At 73.5% G+C, this 19,239-nt stretch carries 21 protein-coding genes; 12 read left to right on the forward strand and 9 right to left on the reverse strand.

What is annotated here, in order from left to right; all coding sequences use genetic code 11:
• A partial coding sequence (locus tag ACFPBZ_RS23855) for an HNH endonuclease signature motif containing protein (RefSeq protein WP_378038606.1) occupies positions 1-581 on the forward strand: 581 nt, incomplete at its 5' end.
• Positions 582-598: 17 nt separating this feature from the next.
• On the forward strand, positions 599-958 hold the full coding sequence (locus tag ACFPBZ_RS23860; RefSeq protein WP_378038607.1) for a DUF3253 domain-containing protein: 360 nt from the start codon (positions 599-601) through the stop codon (positions 956-958).
• Here ACFPBZ_RS23860 and ACFPBZ_RS23865 read toward each other — a convergent pair whose 3' ends face one another.
• The 4 genes from ACFPBZ_RS23865 to ACFPBZ_RS23880 form a co-directional block, all read right to left on the reverse strand.
• A complete protein-coding gene (locus ACFPBZ_RS23865) occupies positions 959-1,351 on the reverse strand; it encodes a VOC family protein (protein WP_378038608.1) in 393 nt (130 codons plus the stop codon). It lies immediately after the preceding gene.
• 105 nt (positions 1,352-1,456) lie between these two features.
• On the reverse strand, positions 1,457-2,866 hold the full coding sequence (locus ACFPBZ_RS23870; protein ID WP_378038609.1) for a pyridoxal phosphate-dependent decarboxylase family protein: 1,410 nt from the start codon (positions 2,864-2,866) through the stop codon (positions 1,457-1,459).
• On the reverse strand, positions 2,853-4,145 hold the full coding sequence (locus ACFPBZ_RS23875) for an MFS transporter (protein ID WP_378038610.1): 1,293 nt from the start codon (positions 4,143-4,145) through the stop codon (positions 2,853-2,855). The genes ACFPBZ_RS23870 and ACFPBZ_RS23875 overlap by 14 nt, the downstream gene beginning before the upstream one ends.
• Before the next feature lie 15 nt (positions 4,146-4,160).
• Positions 4,161-4,646 carry a flavin reductase family protein gene (locus tag ACFPBZ_RS23880; protein WP_378038611.1) on the reverse strand — a complete coding sequence of 162 codons (486 nt, stop codon included), beginning with the start codon at positions 4,644-4,646 and terminating at the stop codon, positions 4,161-4,163.
• A gap of 190 nt (positions 4,647-4,836) precedes the next feature.
• On the opposite strand from ACFPBZ_RS23880, the gene ACFPBZ_RS23885 reads away from it, so the two are divergent.
• From ACFPBZ_RS23885 to ACFPBZ_RS23920, 8 genes are read left to right on the forward strand one after another with little or no spacing between them, the layout of a single operon-like run.
• Positions 4,837-5,997, forward strand: coding sequence for an FAD-dependent monooxygenase (locus ACFPBZ_RS23885; protein ID WP_378038612.1), 1,161 nt, complete (start codon positions 4,837-4,839; stop codon positions 5,995-5,997).
• A 9-nt stretch (positions 5,998-6,006) separates the two neighbouring features.
• Positions 6,007-6,933 (forward strand): dioxygenase family protein, encoded by a 927-nt coding sequence (locus ACFPBZ_RS23890; RefSeq protein WP_378038613.1) that lies wholly within the window; start codon positions 6,007-6,009, stop codon positions 6,931-6,933.
• A gap of 3 nt (positions 6,934-6,936) precedes the next feature.
• On the forward strand, positions 6,937-7,818 hold the full coding sequence (locus ACFPBZ_RS23895; protein WP_378038614.1) for a LysR family transcriptional regulator: 882 nt from the start codon (positions 6,937-6,939) through the stop codon (positions 7,816-7,818).
• A 13-nt stretch (positions 7,819-7,831) separates the two neighbouring features.
• Entirely contained in the window at positions 7,832-8,929 is a 1,098-nt protein-coding gene (locus tag ACFPBZ_RS23900) for a mandelate racemase/muconate lactonizing enzyme family protein (RefSeq protein ID WP_378038615.1), read from the forward strand.
• A 17-nt stretch (positions 8,930-8,946) separates the two neighbouring features.
• Positions 8,947-9,225 (forward strand): muconolactone Delta-isomerase, encoded by a 279-nt coding sequence (catC, locus tag ACFPBZ_RS23905; protein ID WP_378038616.1) that lies wholly within the window; start codon positions 8,947-8,949, stop codon positions 9,223-9,225.
• Positions 9,226-9,285: 60 nt separating this feature from the next.
• Positions 9,286-10,044, forward strand: a complete 759-nt coding sequence (pcaD, locus tag ACFPBZ_RS23910) for a 3-oxoadipate enol-lactonase (protein WP_378038617.1) — start codon at positions 9,286-9,288, stop codon at positions 10,042-10,044.
• Positions 10,041-10,844, forward strand: a complete 804-nt coding sequence (locus ACFPBZ_RS23915; protein WP_378038618.1) for a CoA transferase subunit A — start codon at positions 10,041-10,043, stop codon at positions 10,842-10,844. The genes pcaD and ACFPBZ_RS23915 overlap by 4 nt, the downstream gene beginning before the upstream one ends.
• Positions 10,841-11,479, forward strand: coding sequence for a CoA transferase subunit B (locus tag ACFPBZ_RS23920; protein ID WP_378038619.1), 639 nt, complete (start codon positions 10,841-10,843; stop codon positions 11,477-11,479). Before ACFPBZ_RS23915 ends, ACFPBZ_RS23920 begins: the two co-directional genes overlap by 4 nt.
• 70 nt (positions 11,480-11,549) lie before the next feature.
• On the opposite strand, the gene ACFPBZ_RS23925 is transcribed toward ACFPBZ_RS23920, so the two are convergent.
• Together ACFPBZ_RS23925 and ACFPBZ_RS23930 are read right to left on the reverse strand one after the other, a co-directional pair.
• Complete coding sequence (locus ACFPBZ_RS23925; protein WP_378038620.1) at positions 11,550-12,215, reverse strand: class I SAM-dependent DNA methyltransferase; 666 nt, start codon at positions 12,213-12,215, stop codon at positions 11,550-11,552.
• Positions 12,216-12,272: 57 nt separating this feature from the next.
• Positions 12,273-13,160: a hydroxymethylglutaryl-CoA lyase gene (locus tag ACFPBZ_RS23930; RefSeq protein ID WP_378038621.1), complete on the reverse strand. Its 888-nt coding sequence runs from the start codon at positions 13,158-13,160 to the stop codon at positions 12,273-12,275.
• Between the two features lie 137 nt (positions 13,161-13,297).
• Here ACFPBZ_RS23930 and ACFPBZ_RS23935 point away from each other — a divergent pair, with 137 nt between their 5' ends.
• Positions 13,298-13,726: a CBS domain-containing protein gene (locus tag ACFPBZ_RS23935; protein WP_378038622.1), complete on the forward strand. Its 429-nt coding sequence runs from the start codon at positions 13,298-13,300 to the stop codon at positions 13,724-13,726.
• Positions 13,727-13,764: 38 nt separating this feature from the next.
• A complete protein-coding gene (locus ACFPBZ_RS23940; RefSeq protein WP_378038623.1) occupies positions 13,765-14,739 on the forward strand; it encodes an aldo/keto reductase in 975 nt (324 codons plus the stop codon).
• Here ACFPBZ_RS23940 and ACFPBZ_RS23945 read toward each other — a convergent pair.
• From ACFPBZ_RS23945 to ACFPBZ_RS23955, 3 genes are all read right to left on the reverse strand, one after another.
• A complete protein-coding gene (locus tag ACFPBZ_RS23945; RefSeq protein WP_378038624.1) occupies positions 14,736-16,346 on the reverse strand; it encodes an adenylate/guanylate cyclase domain-containing protein in 1,611 nt (536 codons plus the stop codon). The two genes, ACFPBZ_RS23940 and ACFPBZ_RS23945, sit on opposite strands and share 4 nt — an antisense overlap.
• A complete protein-coding gene (locus ACFPBZ_RS23950; RefSeq protein WP_378038625.1) occupies positions 16,343-17,941 on the reverse strand; it encodes an adenylate/guanylate cyclase domain-containing protein in 1,599 nt (532 codons plus the stop codon). The genes ACFPBZ_RS23945 and ACFPBZ_RS23950 overlap by 4 nt, the downstream gene beginning before the upstream one ends.
• Positions 17,942-18,009: 68 nt before the next feature.
• Complete coding sequence (locus tag ACFPBZ_RS23955; RefSeq protein ID WP_378038626.1) at positions 18,010-19,239, reverse strand: fatty acid desaturase family protein; 1,230 nt, start codon at positions 19,237-19,239, stop codon at positions 18,010-18,012.

Below are 19,239 nucleotides of genomic sequence, written 5' to 3' on the forward strand. Positions count from 1 at the left end.
GGCCGGCCCGGGAACTGCTGCGCCGGGTCCTGCGCGCCCTCGCAAAGGAGCGGGCCCGCCCCGCCGAGGAGCACCCCGCCCGCACCCACGCCGAAGCCGGCAACCGGTTCCCGTCGACCCGGCTGCGGGACTGGGTCACCGCCCGCGACCGCACCTGCCGCGCCCCCGGCTGCTCGCTCGACGCCACCCGCTGCGACACCGACCACACCCTCGCTGTCACCGACCACGGCCACACCCTCGCCGAGAACCTCGGCCCGCTGTGTCGCCGCGACCACCGGTTCAAGCACGACCCCGACACCGGCTGGACCGTGCAGCAGACCCGGCGCGGACGCTTCGAGTGGATCTCCCCCACCGGCCGGATCCACGTCCGAGAGCCCGAGCGCTACCAACCCCTCGGCGACCCGATCGCGCGCGCCGGGCCCCCACCCGCCCTCGACGAGTACCGACCCCGACGCGGACGCCCCGGCGAACCCCGCCCCAACAAACACGGCATCGCCACCTGGGCCTCCCTCGACACCTCCTCCTACCTCCGCCACCGCGCCGCCACCCTCACCGGCCAGACCGACGAGCCCCCCTTCTGAGCGGGTACACCGGAGGCGTGGACGAGAAGACCTGCGCGACCTGCGGCCGCCGCATCGAGTGGCGCAAGAAGTGGGCTCGCGACTGGGAGAACGTCCGCTACTGCTCCGACGCCTGCCGGCGCCACAAGCCGAGCGACACCGACCGGGCGCTCGAGACAGCGATCGTCGAGCTGCTCGACCAGCGGGCGGCCGGGAAGACGATCTGCCCGTCGGAGGCGGCGAAGCAGGTCGGCGGCGACGGCTGGCGCGACCTGATGGAGCCGTCGCGCAAGGCCGCACGACGACTCGTCGACGCCGGGATGATCGAGATCACCCAGCAGGGCCACGTGGTCGACCCCTCCACGGCGAAGGGGCCGATCCGCCTGCGGCGGACGTGATCAGTCGCGCCCGGGGCTGTCCTCGTAGCGCCGGGTGATGATCTCGAGGTGGTGGCCGCCCGGGTCGTCGAAGTACAGCCCGCGACCGCCCCCGTGGTGGTTGATCGTGCCGGCGTCGCGGTAGGCGGGCCCGGGATAGTAGGTCACGCCGCGCTCCTCGAGCCGGGCCTTCACGGCGTCGAACTCCTCCTCGGACAGAAGGAAGGCGACGTGCTGACCCGGGAACTCGAACGGCGGGGCGCCGTAGTCGATGGTCAGGGTGTCGTCGACGTCGACCGCGACGAACGGCCCCGAGACTCGGGGCGCGGGCAGGTCGAGCACGTCGGCGAGGAAGCGGGCGGATTCGTGCGCATCGAGTGCGGCGAGGGCGAGATGGTCGAGACGGACAGCCATGGGAGGTTCTCCAGGGCTCCGGCGCCTCCATCCGCCGGCGGAACACCGGCCCGGACGCGACGCTGAGCGCCATCCCAGCGAAGCGCGGCCCGACCCGTCAAGCACCTACCGGGTCAACCGGTCGAGGAACGCGACGAGCAGGGCCTCCCGCAGCCGCGGGGGCGCCGCGTCGAGCAGCGCGTTGACCGGGGCCATCCGCTCGGGGACCGCCACAGTGCCGTCACCCCCCAACCCGGCGAGGGCGAGGAGCCCGTCGAACGCGGCGTCGTCGAGGGTCGCCGGGTCGAGCGACGCGGCCGCGGCGCGCAGCTCCGGCGCCACGACCACCGGCCCGGCCGCCACCGCCGCGTCGACCGACTCCCGCAGGGCCACGACGAGGTCGTCGAGCCCGCCCGCGGTGGCCGCGGACAGGGTGAGGTGCAGCGTGGCGGGCAGGTCGCGGAACGCCATCTGGGGCTGGACGAACCAGCCGCGCGACGACAGCTCGTCGGCGAGGGTGAACACGTCGAGCGCGTCGTCGGTGGCGACGGCCAGCAGCGACGCGTCGGGCTCGGCGACCGGGCGCAGGTGGTCGGTGGCCCGGACCGCGTCGGCGAGCTCGCGGGTGGCGGCGAGGGTCCGGTCGACCAGCACCCGGTAGCCGTCGTCGCCGATGTGCCGGGTCACGGCCCACGCTGCGGCGAGCGGGCCACCCGAGCGCGTGGACTGCATGGTCGAGTTGAGCATCGTGTAGCCGGGCCAGTCGGCGCTGGCGAAGAACTGCGCCCGCCGCAGGGCGGGGTCGCGGTGCAGCAGGAGCGACACCCCCTTGGGCGTGTAGGCGTACTTGTGCAGGTCGGCCGACAGGCTCGTCACCCCGGGCACGGCGAAGTCCCAGGGGTCGGGGTACGGGCTCCACGGGAGCACCCAGCCGCCGATGCACGCGTCGACGTGGCAGCGCACCCCGCGGGCGGCGGCCGCGGCGGCGACCGGCCCGACCGGGTCGACCACCCCGTGGGCGTAGGAGGGGGTCGAGACCGCCACGAGCACCAGCCGGTCGGCGAGCGCGTCCATGGCCGCCGCCATCGCGGCGGGCACGGCCCGCATCGTCGTGGGGTCGACGTCGACGGCGACGAGCTCCACCCCGAAGTAGTGGGCCGCCTTGTGGAACGCGCCGTGGGCCGTCGTCGGGACGACCATCGCGGGCCGCTGCACGGCCGCGGCGTCCCGCGCCGTCTGCACCGCCAGCAGGATCGACTCCGTCCCGCCCGAGGTGACGGTGCCGACCGCCCCGTCGGGCGCGTGGAACAGCGGCCGGGCGAGGGCGACCAGGTCGCGCTCCATCGCGGCGAGGCTGGGGAACGCGGTGGGGTCGAGGCCGTTGGTGGCGCCGAAGCTCGCGAGGGCAGCCCGGCCGACGGCGTCCGCGTCGGCCAGCCCCGAGTCGTAGACGTAGGCGAGCGTCCGCCCGCCGTGGGTGGGCAGGTCGTGGGCGCGGAGCGCCTCGAGGTGGGCGAGCACGTCAGGGTCGGACATCGGCGCTCCCGGTGAGGTCGAGCGAGTAGCGGGTGATCGGCACGAGGCTCGCGGCGACGAGCACCGCCGGCACCACGGAGAAGCCGACCGCGATCGCCAGGAGCGCGCCGGGCGGCTGGACGGCGCCGCCGTCGACGGACGCGACGTAGCCCCCGACCGCCAGGACGAGCCCGTAGAGCCCGGGTCCGAGGGCCAGGCCGAGGGTCTCGCCGGCGGTCCAGACGCCGGTGAACACGCCCGTGCGGTTGACCCCGGTCGCGCGGGTCGCGGCGGCGGCGACGTCGGGCAGCATCGCGAGCGGGCTGAGCTGGGTGCCGGCGTAGCCGATGCCCGCGAGTCCCGCGGCGGCGTAGGCGAGCCCGGGCAGATCGGTGGCCGCCGCGGACAGGGCCAGCGCCCCGACGACGAGCACCGCCGTCGAGGCGAGGTAGCCGGCGCGCTTGCCCCGGCGGGCCGAGAAGCGCTCCCACAGCGGGCTCACCAGCAGCGCCGGCCCGACGAAGGCCACGAACAGCAGCGAGGCCGCCGCCGGGTCGGCGAGCAGGTACCGGGCGACATAGGCGACGCCGGCGAGCAGGATCCCCACCCCGAGCGCCTGCACGACGAAGGCGAGGAGCAGCCGCCGGAAGTCGGGCACCGCGAGGACCACCCGCAACTGCTCGCGCAGGGTGCCGACCGGGGCCGCGACCGGCTCCTCCACCACCCCGCGGGTCGCGACGTGGGCGCCGACGGTCCCGACGAGGAGCAGCACGCCGACGTAGGCCCCCATCGCGGCGTGGCCGAGCGCGGTCACGACCAGGGGCGCCGTCCCGCCCGAGAGCAGGATGGCGACCGCGATCACCGCGACGCGCCACGACATCATCCGGGTGCGCTCCGCCGGGTCCGCCGTGATCTCGGCGGGCATCGCGTTGAACGGCACCTGGAAGAACGCGTACGCGGTGGCGCACGCCAGGAACGCCACCACCACCCACACCGCGGCCACCGCCGGCGGCCCCGCCGGGCCGGAGAAGACGAGCGCGAAGGTCACCGCCAGGGCGACGCCCGCGCGCAGCAGGAACGGACGCCGCGCGCCCCGCCGGTCGCTGATCCGCCCGGCGACCGGGTTGAGGACCACGTCCCACGCCTTGGGCACGAACACGATCAGGCCCGCCGCCGCGGCCGCGACCCCGAGCGTGTCGGTGAGGTAGGGCAGCAGCAACAGCCCCGGCACCGTGCCGAAGGTGCCCGTGGCGATGCTGCCCAGCGCGTAGCCGCGGCGGACCCGCGCGGACAGGGCCACGGCGCGGCCGAGCCGTCAGATGACGGCGTCGGTGCGCGCGTACGCGCCCCGGTGGAACACCAGCGGGGCCAGCTCGTCCTCCGCCGCGAGGTCCTGCACCGCCCCGACGACGATGAGGTGGTCACCGCCGTCGTGCGAGGCGTGCAGGGTGCAGTCGATCCACGCGGTGGCGCCGGCCAGCACCGGCGAGCCCGACGGCGACGGCCGCCACGACACCCCGGCGAACTTGTCGGTGCCCGACTTCGCGAACTTCGTCGACAGCTCGCCCTGGTCCTGCGCGAGCACGTTGACGCAGAAGCGCCCCGTCGACTCGATCTTCGGCCACGACGAGGAGCCGCGCCCGGGCAGGATCAGCACGAGCGGCGGGTCCAGCGAGAGCGACGAGAACGACTGACAGGTGAAGCCCGCGGGCTCCCCGTCGACCAGCCCGGTCACGATCGTCACGCCCGACGGGAAGTGCCCGAGCACCGAGCGCATCGTCGTCGGGTCCGTGCTCGCCATGGGGCGTCCTCCTCGTCGATGCCGTACTCCACCCACGCTAGGGGTTTCCCGATCTCCCGGCCACGGCGACTCTGAGACCTCCACCATCTCAATCGTGCTGCATTCTGCTCTTTTTCCTCCTGGATGAGCTGTGTCACGCTCGAAGCCGAGACGGACCCGACCGAGCGGCCGTCGAGGTGGAGGTGGTCGCGTGCGGGTGAGCGTGGTCGGCGCGGGCATCGGGGGCCTGACCCTCGGGCTCGCCCTGCACGCCCGGGGCGTCGAGGTCGACCTCTACGAGCGGGCGGACGAGCTGCGCGAGGTCGGCGCCGCCGTGGCGCTGTCGGCCAACGGCTCGCGGGAGCTCATCCGGCTGGGCGTCGGGGAGGCCCTCGACCGGGTCTCGACGATGCCCACGGAGCTGATCTACCGCGACGGGCGCTCGGGCGAGCGGATCGCCGCCCACCCCGGCGGGGCCGCCTACCGGGAGCGCTTCGGGGCGCCCTACTGGGGCATCCACCGCGTCGACCTGCAGCAGGGACTCGCGAGAGCCTTCGGGCCGGAGCACCTGCACCTCGGGCACGGCGTGACGGGCGTGCACGACGACGGCCGGACGATCGCCCTCGACGACGGCCGGACCGTCACCGCGGACGTCGTCGTGGGCGCCGACGGGGTCCACTCGGTCGTCCGCGGGTACGTGACCCCGGACTCGGGCCCGACCTACTCCGGCACCAGCGCGTTCCGCGGCCTCGTGCCTCGTCGGGACCTGCCGAGCCTGCCCGACCCGCTGGCCATCCAGTTCTGGGCCGGACCCGACGCGCACCTGCTGCACTACGCGCTCGGCGGCGTCGAGCGCGACGACGACACGGTCAACTTCTTCGCCGTCCTCTGCGGGCCGGAGCAGTGGGACGGGGGCAATCGTCCGGCGGCGGACGGTGAGCTGCTCGCGGCCTTCGCGGGCTGGCACCCCGCGGTCGTCGAGATGCTGGGCGCCGTCGAGCAGAGCCCGCGCTGGCCGCTGCTCTCCCAGCCGCCGCTGACGCGCTGGTCCCGCGGCCGTGCCGTGCTCCTCGGCGACGCCTGCCACGCGATGCTGCCGCACCACGGGCAGGGCGCGAACCAGTCGATCGAGGATGCCGTGGTGCTGGCCGACCTCCTGGCGGCCGGAGACGCCGACGCCGCGCTGGCCCGCTACCCCCGGCTCCGGCGCGGCCGGACCCGCGCCGTCGCCGCCAGCGCCTGGGAGACCGGGACGCTGCTCCACCTTCCCGACGACGACGTCGACGGCCTGAAGGCCCGCGACGCCCGTTTCGAGAACTACCTGCCCGCGAACGACTGGGTGCACGACCACTCCGCCACCACCACGACCTGAGGACCACGCATGACCACCACCGAGAGCCAGTCCGTGTCCGATGCCGTCACCGCCGGCAGCCACGCCACCGACATCGCCCGCTCCGGCGCGGCCACCTTCCGCACCGCGGGCGGGGGTGCCGACGAGGCCCGCGTCGCCACCGTCGTCGGGGCCGCCCTCGAGGGCATCCGCTCGGCGATCCGCGAGCACAAGGTGACCTACGAGGAGTTCGACGCCTTCAAGCGCTGGCTGATCAGCGTCTCCGACACCGGCGAGTGGCCGCTGTTCCTCGACGTCTACCTCGAGTTCGAGGTGGAGAAGGTCGCCGCCGAGACCCAGGACGGCTCGGTCGGCACCATCCTCGGCCCGTTCTGGCTCGACGGGCAGGCACAGCTCGACTCCCCGGCGACCCTGCCCATGCGCGACGACGAGCCCGGCACCCCGATGATCCTGGCCGGCCAGGTCACCGCCACCGACGGCACGCCGCTGGCCGGCGCGAAGGTCGACATCTGGCACACCGACGACGAGGGCTGGTACTCCGGCTTCGCCGCGAAGCCGCCGGCCGGGAACCTGCGCGGCGTGGTCACCTGCGACGACCAGGGCCGCTACGAGATCCACACCCGCCGGCCCGCGCCGTACACGATCCCGCTCGACGGGCCCACGGGGCAGATGACCCTCGCGGCGGGCTGGAGCCCGTGGCGCCCGGCGCACATCCACCTGCTGGTCACCGCACCCGGGCACCGGACGCTCACGACCCAGCTCTTCTTCACCGGCGACCCCTACCTCGGCCACGACGTCGCCTCGGCCGACAAGCCGGAGCTCACCCTCGACCCGCAGCCCACCGGCAACGGCGACGAGGTGCGGTCCGACCGGGACTTCGTGCTGGAGGCGGAGGGAGACAGGATCCAGGACAGCACGCCGATAGGGCAGCGGAGCTCGACCAGCGAGGCGCAGTAGGCGATGGAGGTCCGGCAGCTGCGCTACTTCGTCACCGTGGCGCACACGCGGCACTTCGGGCGGGCGGCCGAGCAGCTGCACATCGCCCAGTCGCCGTTGTCGCAGGCGATCCGGCAGCTGGAGTCGCACCTCGGCACGCCGCTGTTCGAGCGGACCACGCGCCGGGTCGACCTCACGGCCGCCGGGGAGGCGCTGCTGCCGGAGGCGGTCCGCATCCTCGAGTCGGTGGCGGCCGCGCGGGACCAGGTGTCCCGGGTGGCCGCCGGTGACCTCGGGTCGCTGCGGATCGGGACCACGGCGCTGGCCACCTACCGCCACGTGCCCGGTCTCGTCCGCCGGCTGAAGCAGGAGCTGCCGGGGCTGTTCCTCACCTTCCGCACCGAGATGCTCACGCCTGCCCTGGAGTCGGCCCTCGCCGACCACCGGATCGACCTCGCCGTGCTCCGCCCGCCGGTGCGCGACGAGTCGCTCGCGACCCACCTGCTCGCCAGGGAACGGCTGGTGCTGGCGGTCCCGGAGACCATGGCGGCCGACGACCCGGTCGACCTCGCCACGCTCGCCGAGCACGACTTCGTCGTCTACTCCGCGCCCGGCTCGGTGGTCGGCGCCGCCGCCGACCGGGCGTGCCGGGCGGCGGGCTTCGTCCCGCGGCACACCCACGAGGCCGACCAGACCTCGATCGTCCTGGCGCTGGTCGCCGCCGGGCTGGGGGTGGCGCTGCTGCCGGAGTCGGTGCTCGCCGTCGTCGTGGCGGGCGTGCGCTACCTCGAGCTGCGCGACCCCCCGCCGGTCACCGCCGACGTCGCCCTGGCCTGGCGCCGCGACGACCCCTCCCCCGCCCTCGGACGCGCCCTCACCGTCCTCACGAGTGGAGCCCCAGCATGAAGGTGGCACAGCCATGAAGATCCGCTCGGTCGAGGCCATCCCCCTCGCCATCCCCTACCGCCGCCCCTTCGCGTTCGCGAGCGGCAAGGTCACCGCCGCCGACCACGTGCTCGTCCGGATCACCACCGACGACGGCCTCGTCGGGGTGGGCGAGGCCCCGCCGCGGCCCTACACCTACGGCGAGACGGCCGCGTCGGTCGTGGCGGCGGTCCGCGACCTGTTCACCCCGGTGCTCGTCGGGGCCGACCCGTTCGCCCGCGAGCGCATCCGCGCCGACCTGGGGCGGACCGTCGCCAACAACGCCGCGAAGGGTGCCGTCGACACCGCCCTGTGGGACCTCGCCGGGCAGGCCTGCGGGCAGCCGGTACACGTGCTGCTCGGGCACGCCGCCGACGAGGTCCGCGCCGCGCACATGATCGGGCTGGGCACGCCGAAGGAGATGGTCGCCGACGCCGCGGGGATGCGCGACGAGCACGGCGTCGACGCCTTCAAGATCAAGGTGGGCCGCGAGCTGGGCGTCGACCTGGCGGCCGTCCGGGCACTGCGCGCCGAGCTGGGCGAGCACGTCGAGCTCTACGCCGACGCGAACCGGGGCTGGGACGCCGACACGGCCATCGTCGCGTCCCGGCGGCTCGCCGACCACGGCGTGTCGATGCTCGAGGAGCCCAACCCGGCCGACGACGTCCTCGGCCGCCGCCGCATCGTCGCGGCCAGCCCCATCCCGGTGGTCGGCGACGAGTCGACGATCACCCTGGGCGGGGTGGCCCGCTCGCTGCTCGACGGCGACTCCGAGGCGATCAGCGTCAAGGTCGCCCGCACCGGCTTCACCGACTCCGCGAAGATCGTCGGGCTCTGCGAGGGGCTGGGCGTGACCACGGTGATCGGCAACCAGATCGACGGGATGATCGGCACGGTCGCGTCGGTGGCGCTCGGCTGCGGACTGCGCGCGCTGGCCCGCCACCCCGTCGAGGTCACCAACTACCTGCTCATGGCCGACGACGTCCTCGTCGACCCGCCGGTGATCGCCGACGGCCGGATCGCCGCCCGCCAGGCCCCCGGTCTCGGCGCGACGATCGACCCCGACAAGCTCGCCCACTACCGCCTCGCGTGACCGACCCAGGAGTGACCGTGCAGTTCCTCGTCCGGATGGACGTCCGCCTCCCCCACGACATGAGCCAGGAGGTGGCCGACGACCTGCGCGCCCGGGAGCGCGAGCGCGCCCTCGAGATCCAGCGGTCGGGCCGCTGGCCGGAGCTGTGGCGCATCGTCGGGCAGTACGCGAACTACAGCCGCTTCGACGTGGCCTCCGGCGACGAGCTCCACGAGCTGCTCTCGAGCCTGCCCCTCTTCCCCTACATGCAGATCGAGGTGACCGCGCTCACGCGCCACCCCTCGAAGCTCGACTGACCTGCCGACCACCGGAACTCCCCGTGTCGTACCGGCGGGTCATGAGAGAGGGTGGGGCCCGTGCGTCTCCATGTGGTCGACGAGGGTCCGTCCGATGCCCCCGTCGTCGTCCTGCTCTGCTCCCTCGGCTCCACCGTCGACATGTGGGCCCCCCAGCGTCGTGAGCTGGCCGGTGAGTACCGGGTGCTGACCATGGACACCCGCGGCCACGGCGGCTCCCCCGTGCCCGACGGCCCCTACTTCGTCGAGGACCTCGGCGACGACGTCCTCGAGACCCTCGACCACCTCGACGTCGACGTGGCCGCCTTCGCCGGCGTGTCGCTCGGCGGCGCCATGGCCCAGGCGATCGCCCTGCGCGTCCCGGAGCGGGTGAGCGCCCTGGCGCTGGTCTGCACCTCCGCGCAGTTCGACAACCTCGACTCGTTCGTCGAGCGCGCCGAGACCGCGCGCACCGACGGCGTCGCCGCGATCGCGGATGCGGTCGTGTCGCGCTGGTTCACCGACGACATCGACCCCGCGACCCGCACGACGATGCGCGACATGATCGCGGCGACCCCGGACGAGGGCTACGCGGGGTGCTGCGAGGCCATCGTCGCGTGGGACTCGACCTCGCGGCTGGCGTCGATCACGGCACCCACCCTGGTCATCTCGGGGGCGCAGGACCCGGCGACCCCGCCGGCCCACGGGCACGTGCTCGCCGACGGCATCCCCGGCGCGCGCCTCGAGGTCCTCGAGCACGCCGCCCACCTCGCCTCCTACCAGCGGGCCGAGGTCGTCACCCCCCTCCTGGCCGAGCTCCTGAAAGGAACCACTGCATGAGCGAGATCGACAAGGTCTGGGCGTCGGCCGACGAGGCGGTGGCCGAGATCGCGAGCGGCGCGTCCCTCGCCGTCGGGGGCTTCGGGCTCTCGGGGGTGCCGATCGTCCTGATCGACGCCCTGAACCGGACCGACGCCGACGACCTCAAGGTCGCCTCGAACAACTGCGGCGTCGACGGCTGGGGCCTCGGTGTGCTGCTCGAGCAGCACCGCATCTCCCGGGTCACCGCGTCCTACATCGGGGAGAACAAGGAGTTCGCCCGCCAGTACCTGGGCGGCGAGATCGAGGTGGAGCTCAACCCGCAGGGCACGCTGGCCGAGCGCCTGCGCGCCGCGGGCACCGGCATCCCGGGCTTCTACACCCCCGCCGGCGTGGGCACGATGATCGCCGACGGCGGGCTGCCGTGGCGCTACGACGCCGAGGGCAACATCATCGCCACCTCGCCGGCCAAGGAGGTCCGCGAGTTCGAGGTCACCCAGGCCGACGGCACGCGGCTGCGCAAGCCCTACGTGCTCGAGACCGCGCTCGACATCGACGTGTCGCTGGTGCGGGCCGCGAAGGGTGACCGGCACGGCAATCTCGTGTTCAACAAGTCGGCGCGCAACTTCAACCCGCTCTGCGCGATGGCCGGCCGGATCGCGATCGCCGAGGTCGAGGAGCTCGTCGAGCCCGGCGAGATCGAGCCCGACGACGTGCACCTGCCCGGCATCTTCGTCCACCGGGTCGTCGCCCTGACCGCCGAGGAAGTCCAGCGCAAGCACATCGAGAAGCGCACGACCCAGGAGACGATGAACCGATGAGCCTCACCCGCGAGCAGATGGCCGCCCGCGCGGCGAAGGAACTCCACGACGGCTCCTACGTCAACCTCGGGATCGGCCTGCCCACCCTCGTACCGAACTACGTCCCCGAGGGCGTCGGCATGGTGCTGCACTCCGAGAACGGGCTGCTCGGCGTCGGGCCGTACCCGAACGACGCCGACGTCGACCCCGACCTCATCAACGCCGGCAAGGAGACCGTCACGACGCTGCCCGGGGCGAGCTTCTTCGACTCGGCGCTCAGCTTCGGGATGATCCGCGGCGGCAAGGTCGACACCGCCATCCTCGGCGCCATGCAGGTCTCCCAGACCGGCGACATCGCCAACTGGATGATCCCCGGCAAGATGGTCAAGGGCATGGGCGGCGCGATGGACCTCGTCCACGGCGCCAAGACCGTCATCGTGCTCATGGAGCACGTCGCGAAGGACGGCACCCACAAGATCGTCGAGAAGTGCGACCTGCCGCTGACCGGGCAGGGCGTGGTGCAGCGGATCATCACCGACATCGCGGTCATCGACGTCACCGAGGCGGGCCTGGTGCTGCGCGAGCTCGCCGACGGCGTCACCGAGGACGAGGTCCGCGAGAAGACCGGGGCCGAGCTCACGGTCGACCTGGACTGATTCCCCGGGCTGGAGCGAACGGCACTCTCGCGCACATAGAAGCAGCGAGAGTGCCGTTCGCTCCGCGGGGTCAGGCCACCCGCAGCGCGACCATGCGGGCGTGGACGTCGGCCGAGCGGCGATAGTCGACCACGTCGGTCGACACCACCTCGACCATCGCCATCTGCTCGAGCCGGTCGACCTCGGCGCGGTAGCCCCCCGCGTCCCAGATGTCGTCGAGCACCGTCGCGACGATCGACCCGCCCGGGCGGGTCAGCCGCACGAACTCGCCGAACGCGTGCGGCCCGACGTGCCCGTGGGTGAGCGTGCCGACGCAGACCACCACGTCGTAGGAGTCGGCCGGCGCGGGCAGGGGGCGGGAGAGGTCGGCCGGGGCGAGCCGGCGGTAGGCCCCGGTCGCCTTGGCCCGGGCCAGCATGCCGGGCGACAGGTCGACGCCGTCGATCGTGGTCGCCCCCAGCGCGGCGAGCTCGATCCCGACGAGCCCCGTGCCGCACCCGGCGTCGAGGATCTCACCGTCGGTGCCCGCCACCCGGGCGACGGTCTCCGCCGCGAGGCGCGGCCCGACGTAGCCCTGGCTGGCGTCGTTCAGGTCCTCGTCGTAGCTGTCCGCCCACTCGTCGTACAGCGCCCGGGCCTCGTCGGGCCCGGTGAGGGTGTACGCCCGCTGGATCAGCGCGCTGCCGCCGGTGTTCGTGTCGAGGGGATCGGGAGCGGTGGCTCCGGTGTCGGCCATGACCCACATCCTCGCCCATCGGCGCGGGCCCAGCTCGGGAACGTCAGCTCGCGAACCTCAGCCCGGGAACGTCCCCGCCCGCGGCAGCAGCGCCGGCACCCGGTAGCCGAGCTGGTCGGACAGGAAGTGCGCGATCGGGAGCAGCGCCGGTAGGTCCAGGCCGGTCGGCGCGCCCATCCGCTCGAGGAGGTAGACGAGGTCCTCGGTGGCGATGTTGCCGGTCGCGGCCGGGGCGAACGGGCAGCCGCCGATCCCGCCGTTGGACGAGTCGAGCCAGTCGACGCCCCACTCGTAGGCCGCGATGGCGTTCGCGAAGCCGGTGTTGCGGGTGTTGTGGAAGTGCGCCCGGGTGATCACCTCGGGGGCCACCGACCGCACGCCGTCGAGCAGGGTGCGCACCTGCGTGGGGACGCCGACGCCGATCGTGTCGGCGATCGCGATCTCCTTCGCGCCCGCCGCCGCGGAACGGCGCGCGACCTCCACGACGCGGTCGGGGTCGACCTCGCCGTCGAAGGGACAGCCGAACGACGTCGCGATCGTCACCGTCGCGAACAGTCCGGTCGACGCCGCCTCGGCCAGGACCTCCTCGGCGACCTCGGTGAGCGCCTCGGTGGTGGAGTTCTGGTTGGCCTTGGCGAAGCCGTCGGAGGCGGGGACCACGACGTTGACCTCGTCGACCCCCGCCGTGACGGCCCGGTCGAACCCGCGACGGTTGAGCACCAGCCCGATGTGCGAGACGCCCTCGGGGCGCGGGACCCGCTCCATCACGGCCTCGGCGTCGGCCATCGCCGGGACGAGCTTCGGGTGCACGAACGACGCCGACTCGATCCGCCGCACGCCCGCCGCGATCGCCTGGGTGATGAGCTCGACCTTCGCGTCGGTCTCGAGCAGCGCCTTCTCGTTCTGCAGCCCGTCACGCGGGCTGACCTCCACGATCCCGACCACCACGACCTCCGTCCGCCCGAGTCCCCGACGACCCTAACCGGGTCGCGATCGTCCGCGTCCGGGCGACGAACCCTTTCCGCGACGAACCGGACATGCGATCGTCGTCACATCGGGATCGCCTGACGAGGGAGTCGACGATGCGTATCCGGGACGTGCTCGCCAGCAAGCCCACCGACGTGCTCACCGTCTCCCCGGACACCCCGGTGCCCGATCTCCTTGCCGCCCTGGCCGACCGCGGGGTCGGGGCCGCGGTGGTCGTCGACGCGGGCGGCGCGGTCGTCGGGATGGCCTCCGAGCGCGACGTGGTGCGCCACCTGCACCGCCGCGGCGCCGACGTGCTCTCCGACGCCGTCTCGACGCTCATGACCGGCCCGGTCACCACCTGCGGTCCCGACGACGAGGTCGACTCGCTCGGGGCCGTGATGACCGAGCGGCGCATCCGCCACCTCCCGGTGCTCGAGGAGGGGAGGCTGACGGGGATCGTCAGCATCGGCGACGTCGTCAAGACCCGCCTCGACGAGCTGGAGAGCCACCGTTCCCAGCTCGAGGCCTACATCAACGGCTGACGCCGTTCCGCGCGCCCGGGCCACGGGTACGCGACCGTATGAAGACGACCAGGCTCGGCAAGACGGATCTCCAGGTGTCCCGGATCGCGTTCGGGACGTGGCAGGTCTCGGGCGAGTGGGGCTCCTACGACACGGAGAAGGCCCAGGGGGCCATCCGCCACGCGCTCGGGCTCGGCGTGAACTTCTTCGACACCGCCCAGGCCTACGGGTTCGGCGAGGCCGAGGAGGTGCTCGCGAACGCCCTGCGCCACGAGCTCGACCACGACCGCGACTCCGTGGTCATCGCGACCAAGGGCGGCATCAACCCCGGCTCCGACAGCCCCCGCGACTCCAGCCGCGAGTACCTGCGCTCGGGCGTCGAGTCGAGCCTGCGCGCCATGAAGATCGACCACATCGACCTCTACCAGATCCACTGGCCCGACGAGCAGACGCCGTTCGAGGACGCCGCCGGGTACCTGCAGGAGATGGTCGACGAGGGCAAGCTGCGCCACGTCGGCGTCTCCAACTTCGACGAGCAGCAGATGGCGGCGTTCGACCGGCGCCGGCCCGTCGAGACCCTGCAGCCGCCGTACCACCTGTTCCGCCGCGGCATCGAGGAGAAGATCCTCCCGTACGTGCGCGAGAACGACATCGGCACGCTCGTCTACAGCCCGCTCGGCTCGGGGCTGCTGACCGGGACGATGGACTCCTCGACGACGTTCGAGGACAGCGACTGGCGCGCGCAGGCCACCGCGTTCCAGGGCGACAAGTTCGAGCAGAACCTCGCGGTCGTCGAGCGGCTCCGGTCGTTCGCCGCCGACAAGGGCATCGAGGTCTCGCAGCTCGCGATCGCCTGGGTGCTCGCGCAGGACGGCATCGACGTCGCGATCGTCGGGGCCCGCTCCGAGCGCAACATCGAGCGGTCGCTGGGCGCGGTCGACGTCGAGCTCTCGCGCGACGACCTCGCCGAGATCGAGCGCATCACCGCCGACGGCGTGCAGGTCAGCGGGGCGTCGCCGGAGGGTGTGGCCTAGCCACGCCCGGTGATCTCCGCGCGGGGCGCCTCGACGGGGACCGGGGCCGTGACCCAGCGGTCGCGGGGGACGGCCACCTCGGTGGGCGCGGTGCGGCCGCGCAGGTGCTCGGAGCCGATCACGATCCAGCGGGCGGCCTCGTCGCCGGCCCGGTCGAGGGCAGCTCCGGAGGCGGCGACGTGGGTGGCGGAGGTCTTGGCGAGGTCGCAGAGCCGGGACGCCTCGTTCACCGGGTCGCCGATCACGGTGTACTCGTAGCGCCGGGCGTCGCCGACGTTGCCGGCCACCGCCTCCCCCGCCGAGACGCCGATCCCGGCGCGCACGTCGATCGCCCGCAGCCGCCCCGCCAGGGCCCGGGCGGCGGCGAGGGCCCCGGCGGCGGGGTCGGTGAGCTCGTTCGGCGCGCCGAACACGGCCAGCGCGGCGTCGCCCTCGAACTTGTTGACCCAGCCGCCGCAGCCCTCCACCACGTCGACGACCTCGCTGAAGAACACGTTGAGCCGGGCGACCACCTCGGTCGGCGGGCGGGAGGCGGCCATGTGCGTGGAGCCCACGAGGTCGACGAAGAGCACCGCCACCTCGCGGACCTCGCCGCCGAGCTCCAGCTCGCCCGCCACCGCCGCCTCCGCGACGGCCTCCCCGACCTGGCGGCCGAACAGCTCGCGCACCCGGTCGCGCTCGCGCAGGCCCGCGACCATCGTGTTGAAGCCCGCCTGCAGCAGCCCGAGCTCGGTGGTGTCGGAGACCTCGACCGTCACGTCCAGGTCGCCGCGCTCCACCCGCCGCTGCGCCCGGCGCACGGCCGTCACCGACGCGACGAGCGAGGTGGAGGACAGCGCCGTGACGAGGAAGCCGACGGCGAAGGAGAGCAGGGCCAGCACGAGCACCACGAGACCCAGCCGGCTGACGGTGAAGTAGTCGGCGTAGACCAGCGCCGTGCCCGCGGTGAGCGCCACCCCCAGCAGCGGCACCCCGGTGCCCATCACCCAGGCCCCCAGCGAGCGCACGGCCACGCCCGGCAGCCCGCGCTCGGTGGGCGCCTGGTGGACGAACACCCGGGCCACCTCCCGGCGCAGCGCGAGCTCGCAGGACCGGTACGCCACGGTCACCGTCGTGATGCCGCCCAGCGCGATGGTGCAACCGACCGCGACCGCCAGCATCACCGAGTAGTACGTGGCGTCGACCGCGGCGAACAGCGCCACGCCGAAGGTCCACGGCACCGCCTGGACCACCGCCAGCCGGAGCGGGGCGCGCAGCACCACCCGCCGGGCCCGGGCGCGGTGGCGCTCGAACGCCGCCGCGGTCGCCGTCGGGGCGGGCGGCGGGGGCACCCGCAGCCAGGACCAGCCGACGGCGAAGGCGGCCAGGCCGGCGAGCGGCGCGTAGACCCCGAGGAGCACCAGGTTGACGGTGATGGCCCCGGAGACGTCGGTGACCAGGGCGTCGAACGGCAGGACGTAGACCGCCAGCCCGACGAGCAGTGCCGCCCCGACCACGTTGGAGATCACGATGATGGCCCCGACGATCACCTTGGTCGACATCGCGACCGTGTGCGGGGCCTCGGGCGGCCGACCGGTCGCGACGGGGGCGGCGGGGGCGGCGGTCACGCCCGCGCCGCCGCGTCCTCGGTGACCCCCGGCGCGTCGGGCTCGCAGGCCTCGTGGGCGCGGAGCCGGACCGACGGGGCCGAGTACGTCGTCTCGCGGTGCCGCCCGCGCAGCTGCTGCGACCCGACGACCTCCCAGTGGGCGGCCTCCTCGTCGTCGGCACGGGCGAGCGCGGCGTCGGACGCGGCGACGCACCCCGGCACGGTCTTCGCGAGGTCGGTCAGGCGGGCGGCCTCGTTCACCGGGTCGCCGATCACGGTGTACTCGTAGCGGCGGGCGTCGCCGATGTTGCCGGCGACGGCCGGGCCGGCCGACACCCCGATGCCCGCCGACACCTCGTCGAGGGCGTCGAGGCGGGCGGCGAGGTCGCGGGCGGCCGCGAGGGCGCTGCCGGCCGGGTCGTCGAGGGCGCCGGGCGTGCCGAACACGGCGAGCGCCGCGTCGCCCTCGAACTTGTTGATCCACCCGTGGTGGGCCTCGACGGCGTCGACCACCTCGGCGAAGAACGTGTTGAGCAGCTCGACGACCTCCTGCGGGGGACGGTCGAGCGCCATGCGGGTGGACCCGACGAGGTCGACGAAGAGGACGGCGACCTCGCGGACCTCGCCGCCCAGCTCGAGGTCGCCCTCCATGGCGACCCGCGCGACCTCCTCCCCGACCTGGCGGCCGAACAGGGCGCGGATGCGGTCGCGGTCGCGCAAGCCCGAGACCATCGTGTTGAACCCCGCCTGCAGCAGGCCGAGCTCGGTGGCGTCGGTGACCGGCACGGTGACGTCGAGGTCCCCGCCCTCCACCCGGCTCAGCGCCCGGCGGACGGCGACCACGGGCGAGGCGATGGAGACCGCCGTCAGCGCCGTGAGCAGGAACCCGACGGCCAGCGCGATGAGCGCGAGAACGAGGACGACGAGGCCCAGGCGCGTCACGGTGTAGTAGTCGGGCACCAGGAGGCTCGTCGCCGCGATCAGGGCGACCCCCACCACCGGCACCCCGGTCCCGAGCACCCAGCCGCCGACGGCCCGGGCGGCGACACCGGGCAGGCTCAGGCCGCCCGGCGGGTCCTCCGCGAGCACCCGGGCCACCTCGCGGCGCAGGGCGAGCTCGGTGAGGCGGTAGGCGACGGCCACGGTCGCGAGCCCGCCGAGGGCGACCACGCAGGTCACCACCACCGCGAGGCGCGGCGAGTAGGCCGCGTTCATGCCGGCGAACAGCAGGACCGCCACCAGCCACGGCACGGCCTGCACGATCGCGAGCCGGACGGGCGCGCCGAGCACGATCGCACGGACCGCGCGGCGGTGCCGCGTCCACTCCTCGGCACCGCGCCCGGAGGCGGGCAGCGGCGGGACGCGGACCCAGGCCAGGCCCCAGAGGAGCCCGACGACCACCGCCAGCACCACGTAGACGGCGAACACGGCGACGTTGCGGGCGAGTGCGCCCTCCTCGTCGGTGACCAGCGCCCGGGTGGGCAGCACCCACCCCGCGAGGGCGAGGACGATCGCCGCGCCGACCACGTTGGCCACGACGACGAACACGCCGACCTGCACCTTCGTGAACCCCTGGAGGGTCCGGTGCGGGCCGGCGTGCTCGGACTGTCTCACTCGTTCAGTCTATCGGTACCTCGGGTACCGCCTAGCCTCGAACGGTGGACGTCACCCGGCGGCCGGGCTCAGCCGTCCGAGGCGGACGCGGCCGGCATGCCCGGCGTGTTCGTCGGCATCGGCGGCCGCTGCGGGGTCTCCATCTTGTCCGGGCCGGTCGACTTCGCCGCGCCCGGGCGCGGGAGGCCGAGCTCCTGACGACGCTCACTCGCCTCGCGGAGCTTCTTCGCCGGGAGCGAGAGCCGCCAGATCGACCGCGTCGCCTGCCAGAACTGCCGCGGGAACGAGCCCGTCGTGTAGGGGAGCTCGTACTTGTCGCACAGCGCCCGCACCCGCTCCGCGATCTCCGGGTACCGGTTGGACGGGAGGTCGGGGTACAGGTGGTGCTCGATCTGGTAGCCGAGCGAGCCCGACATGATGTGCATGAGCCGGTTGCCGGTGAAGTTCGCCGAGCCCAGCAGCTGGCGCAGGTACCACTCGCCCTGCGTCTCGTTCTCGAGTTCCTCCTCGGTGAACACCTCGGCCCCGTCGGGGAAGTGCCCGCAGAAGATGATCGCGTACGACCAGATGTTCCGGATGATGTTCGCGGTGAAGTTCGCCGTCGCCGTGCTCACGGCGTTCGGGCCGGTCAGTGCCGGGAACAGCACGTAGTCCTTGCCGATCTGCCGGGCCTGCTTGCGCCCGATGTCGATCAGCTTGCGCTTGAACTCGTCCGGGTCCTCGACCTCCATCCTCCGCAGTCCCTCGATGTCGAGGTCGTGCAGCGAGACGCCGTACTCGAACGCCAGCATGAGCAGCGTGTTCACCACGGGCTGCGTCAGGTAGTACGGGTGCCACGGCTGGTCCGACCGGACACGGAGGATCTCGTACCCGACGTCCTTGTCCTTGCCGATGACGTTCGTGTACGTGTGGTGCAGGTAGTTGTGCGAGTGCTTCCACTGGTCGGCGGGGCAGACGTTGTCCCACTCCCACGTCGACGAGTGGATCTCCGGATCGTTCATCCAGTCCCACTCGCCGTGCATGACGTTGTGGCCGATCTCCATGTTCTCGAGGATCTTGGCCACGCCGAGCGTGAGCGCGCCGGCCCACCAGAGCTCGCGGCGGTTGCTGCCGAACATCATCACGCGGGCGGCCACGTTCAGGCGCCGCTGGATGGTGATCAGCCGACGGATGTAGGCGGCGTCGGCGTCGCCGCGCGACTCCTCGATGTCGGACCGGATCTGGTCGAACTCCCGACCCAGCGCCTCGACGTCCTCCTGGCTGAGGTGGGCGAACTCCTTCACGTCCCGGATGGCCAC

It is taken from the genome of Actinomycetospora atypica (assembly GCF_042653685.1).
Taxonomy (GTDB): Bacteria; Actinomycetota; Actinomycetes; order Mycobacteriales; family Pseudonocardiaceae; genus Actinomycetospora; species Actinomycetospora atypica.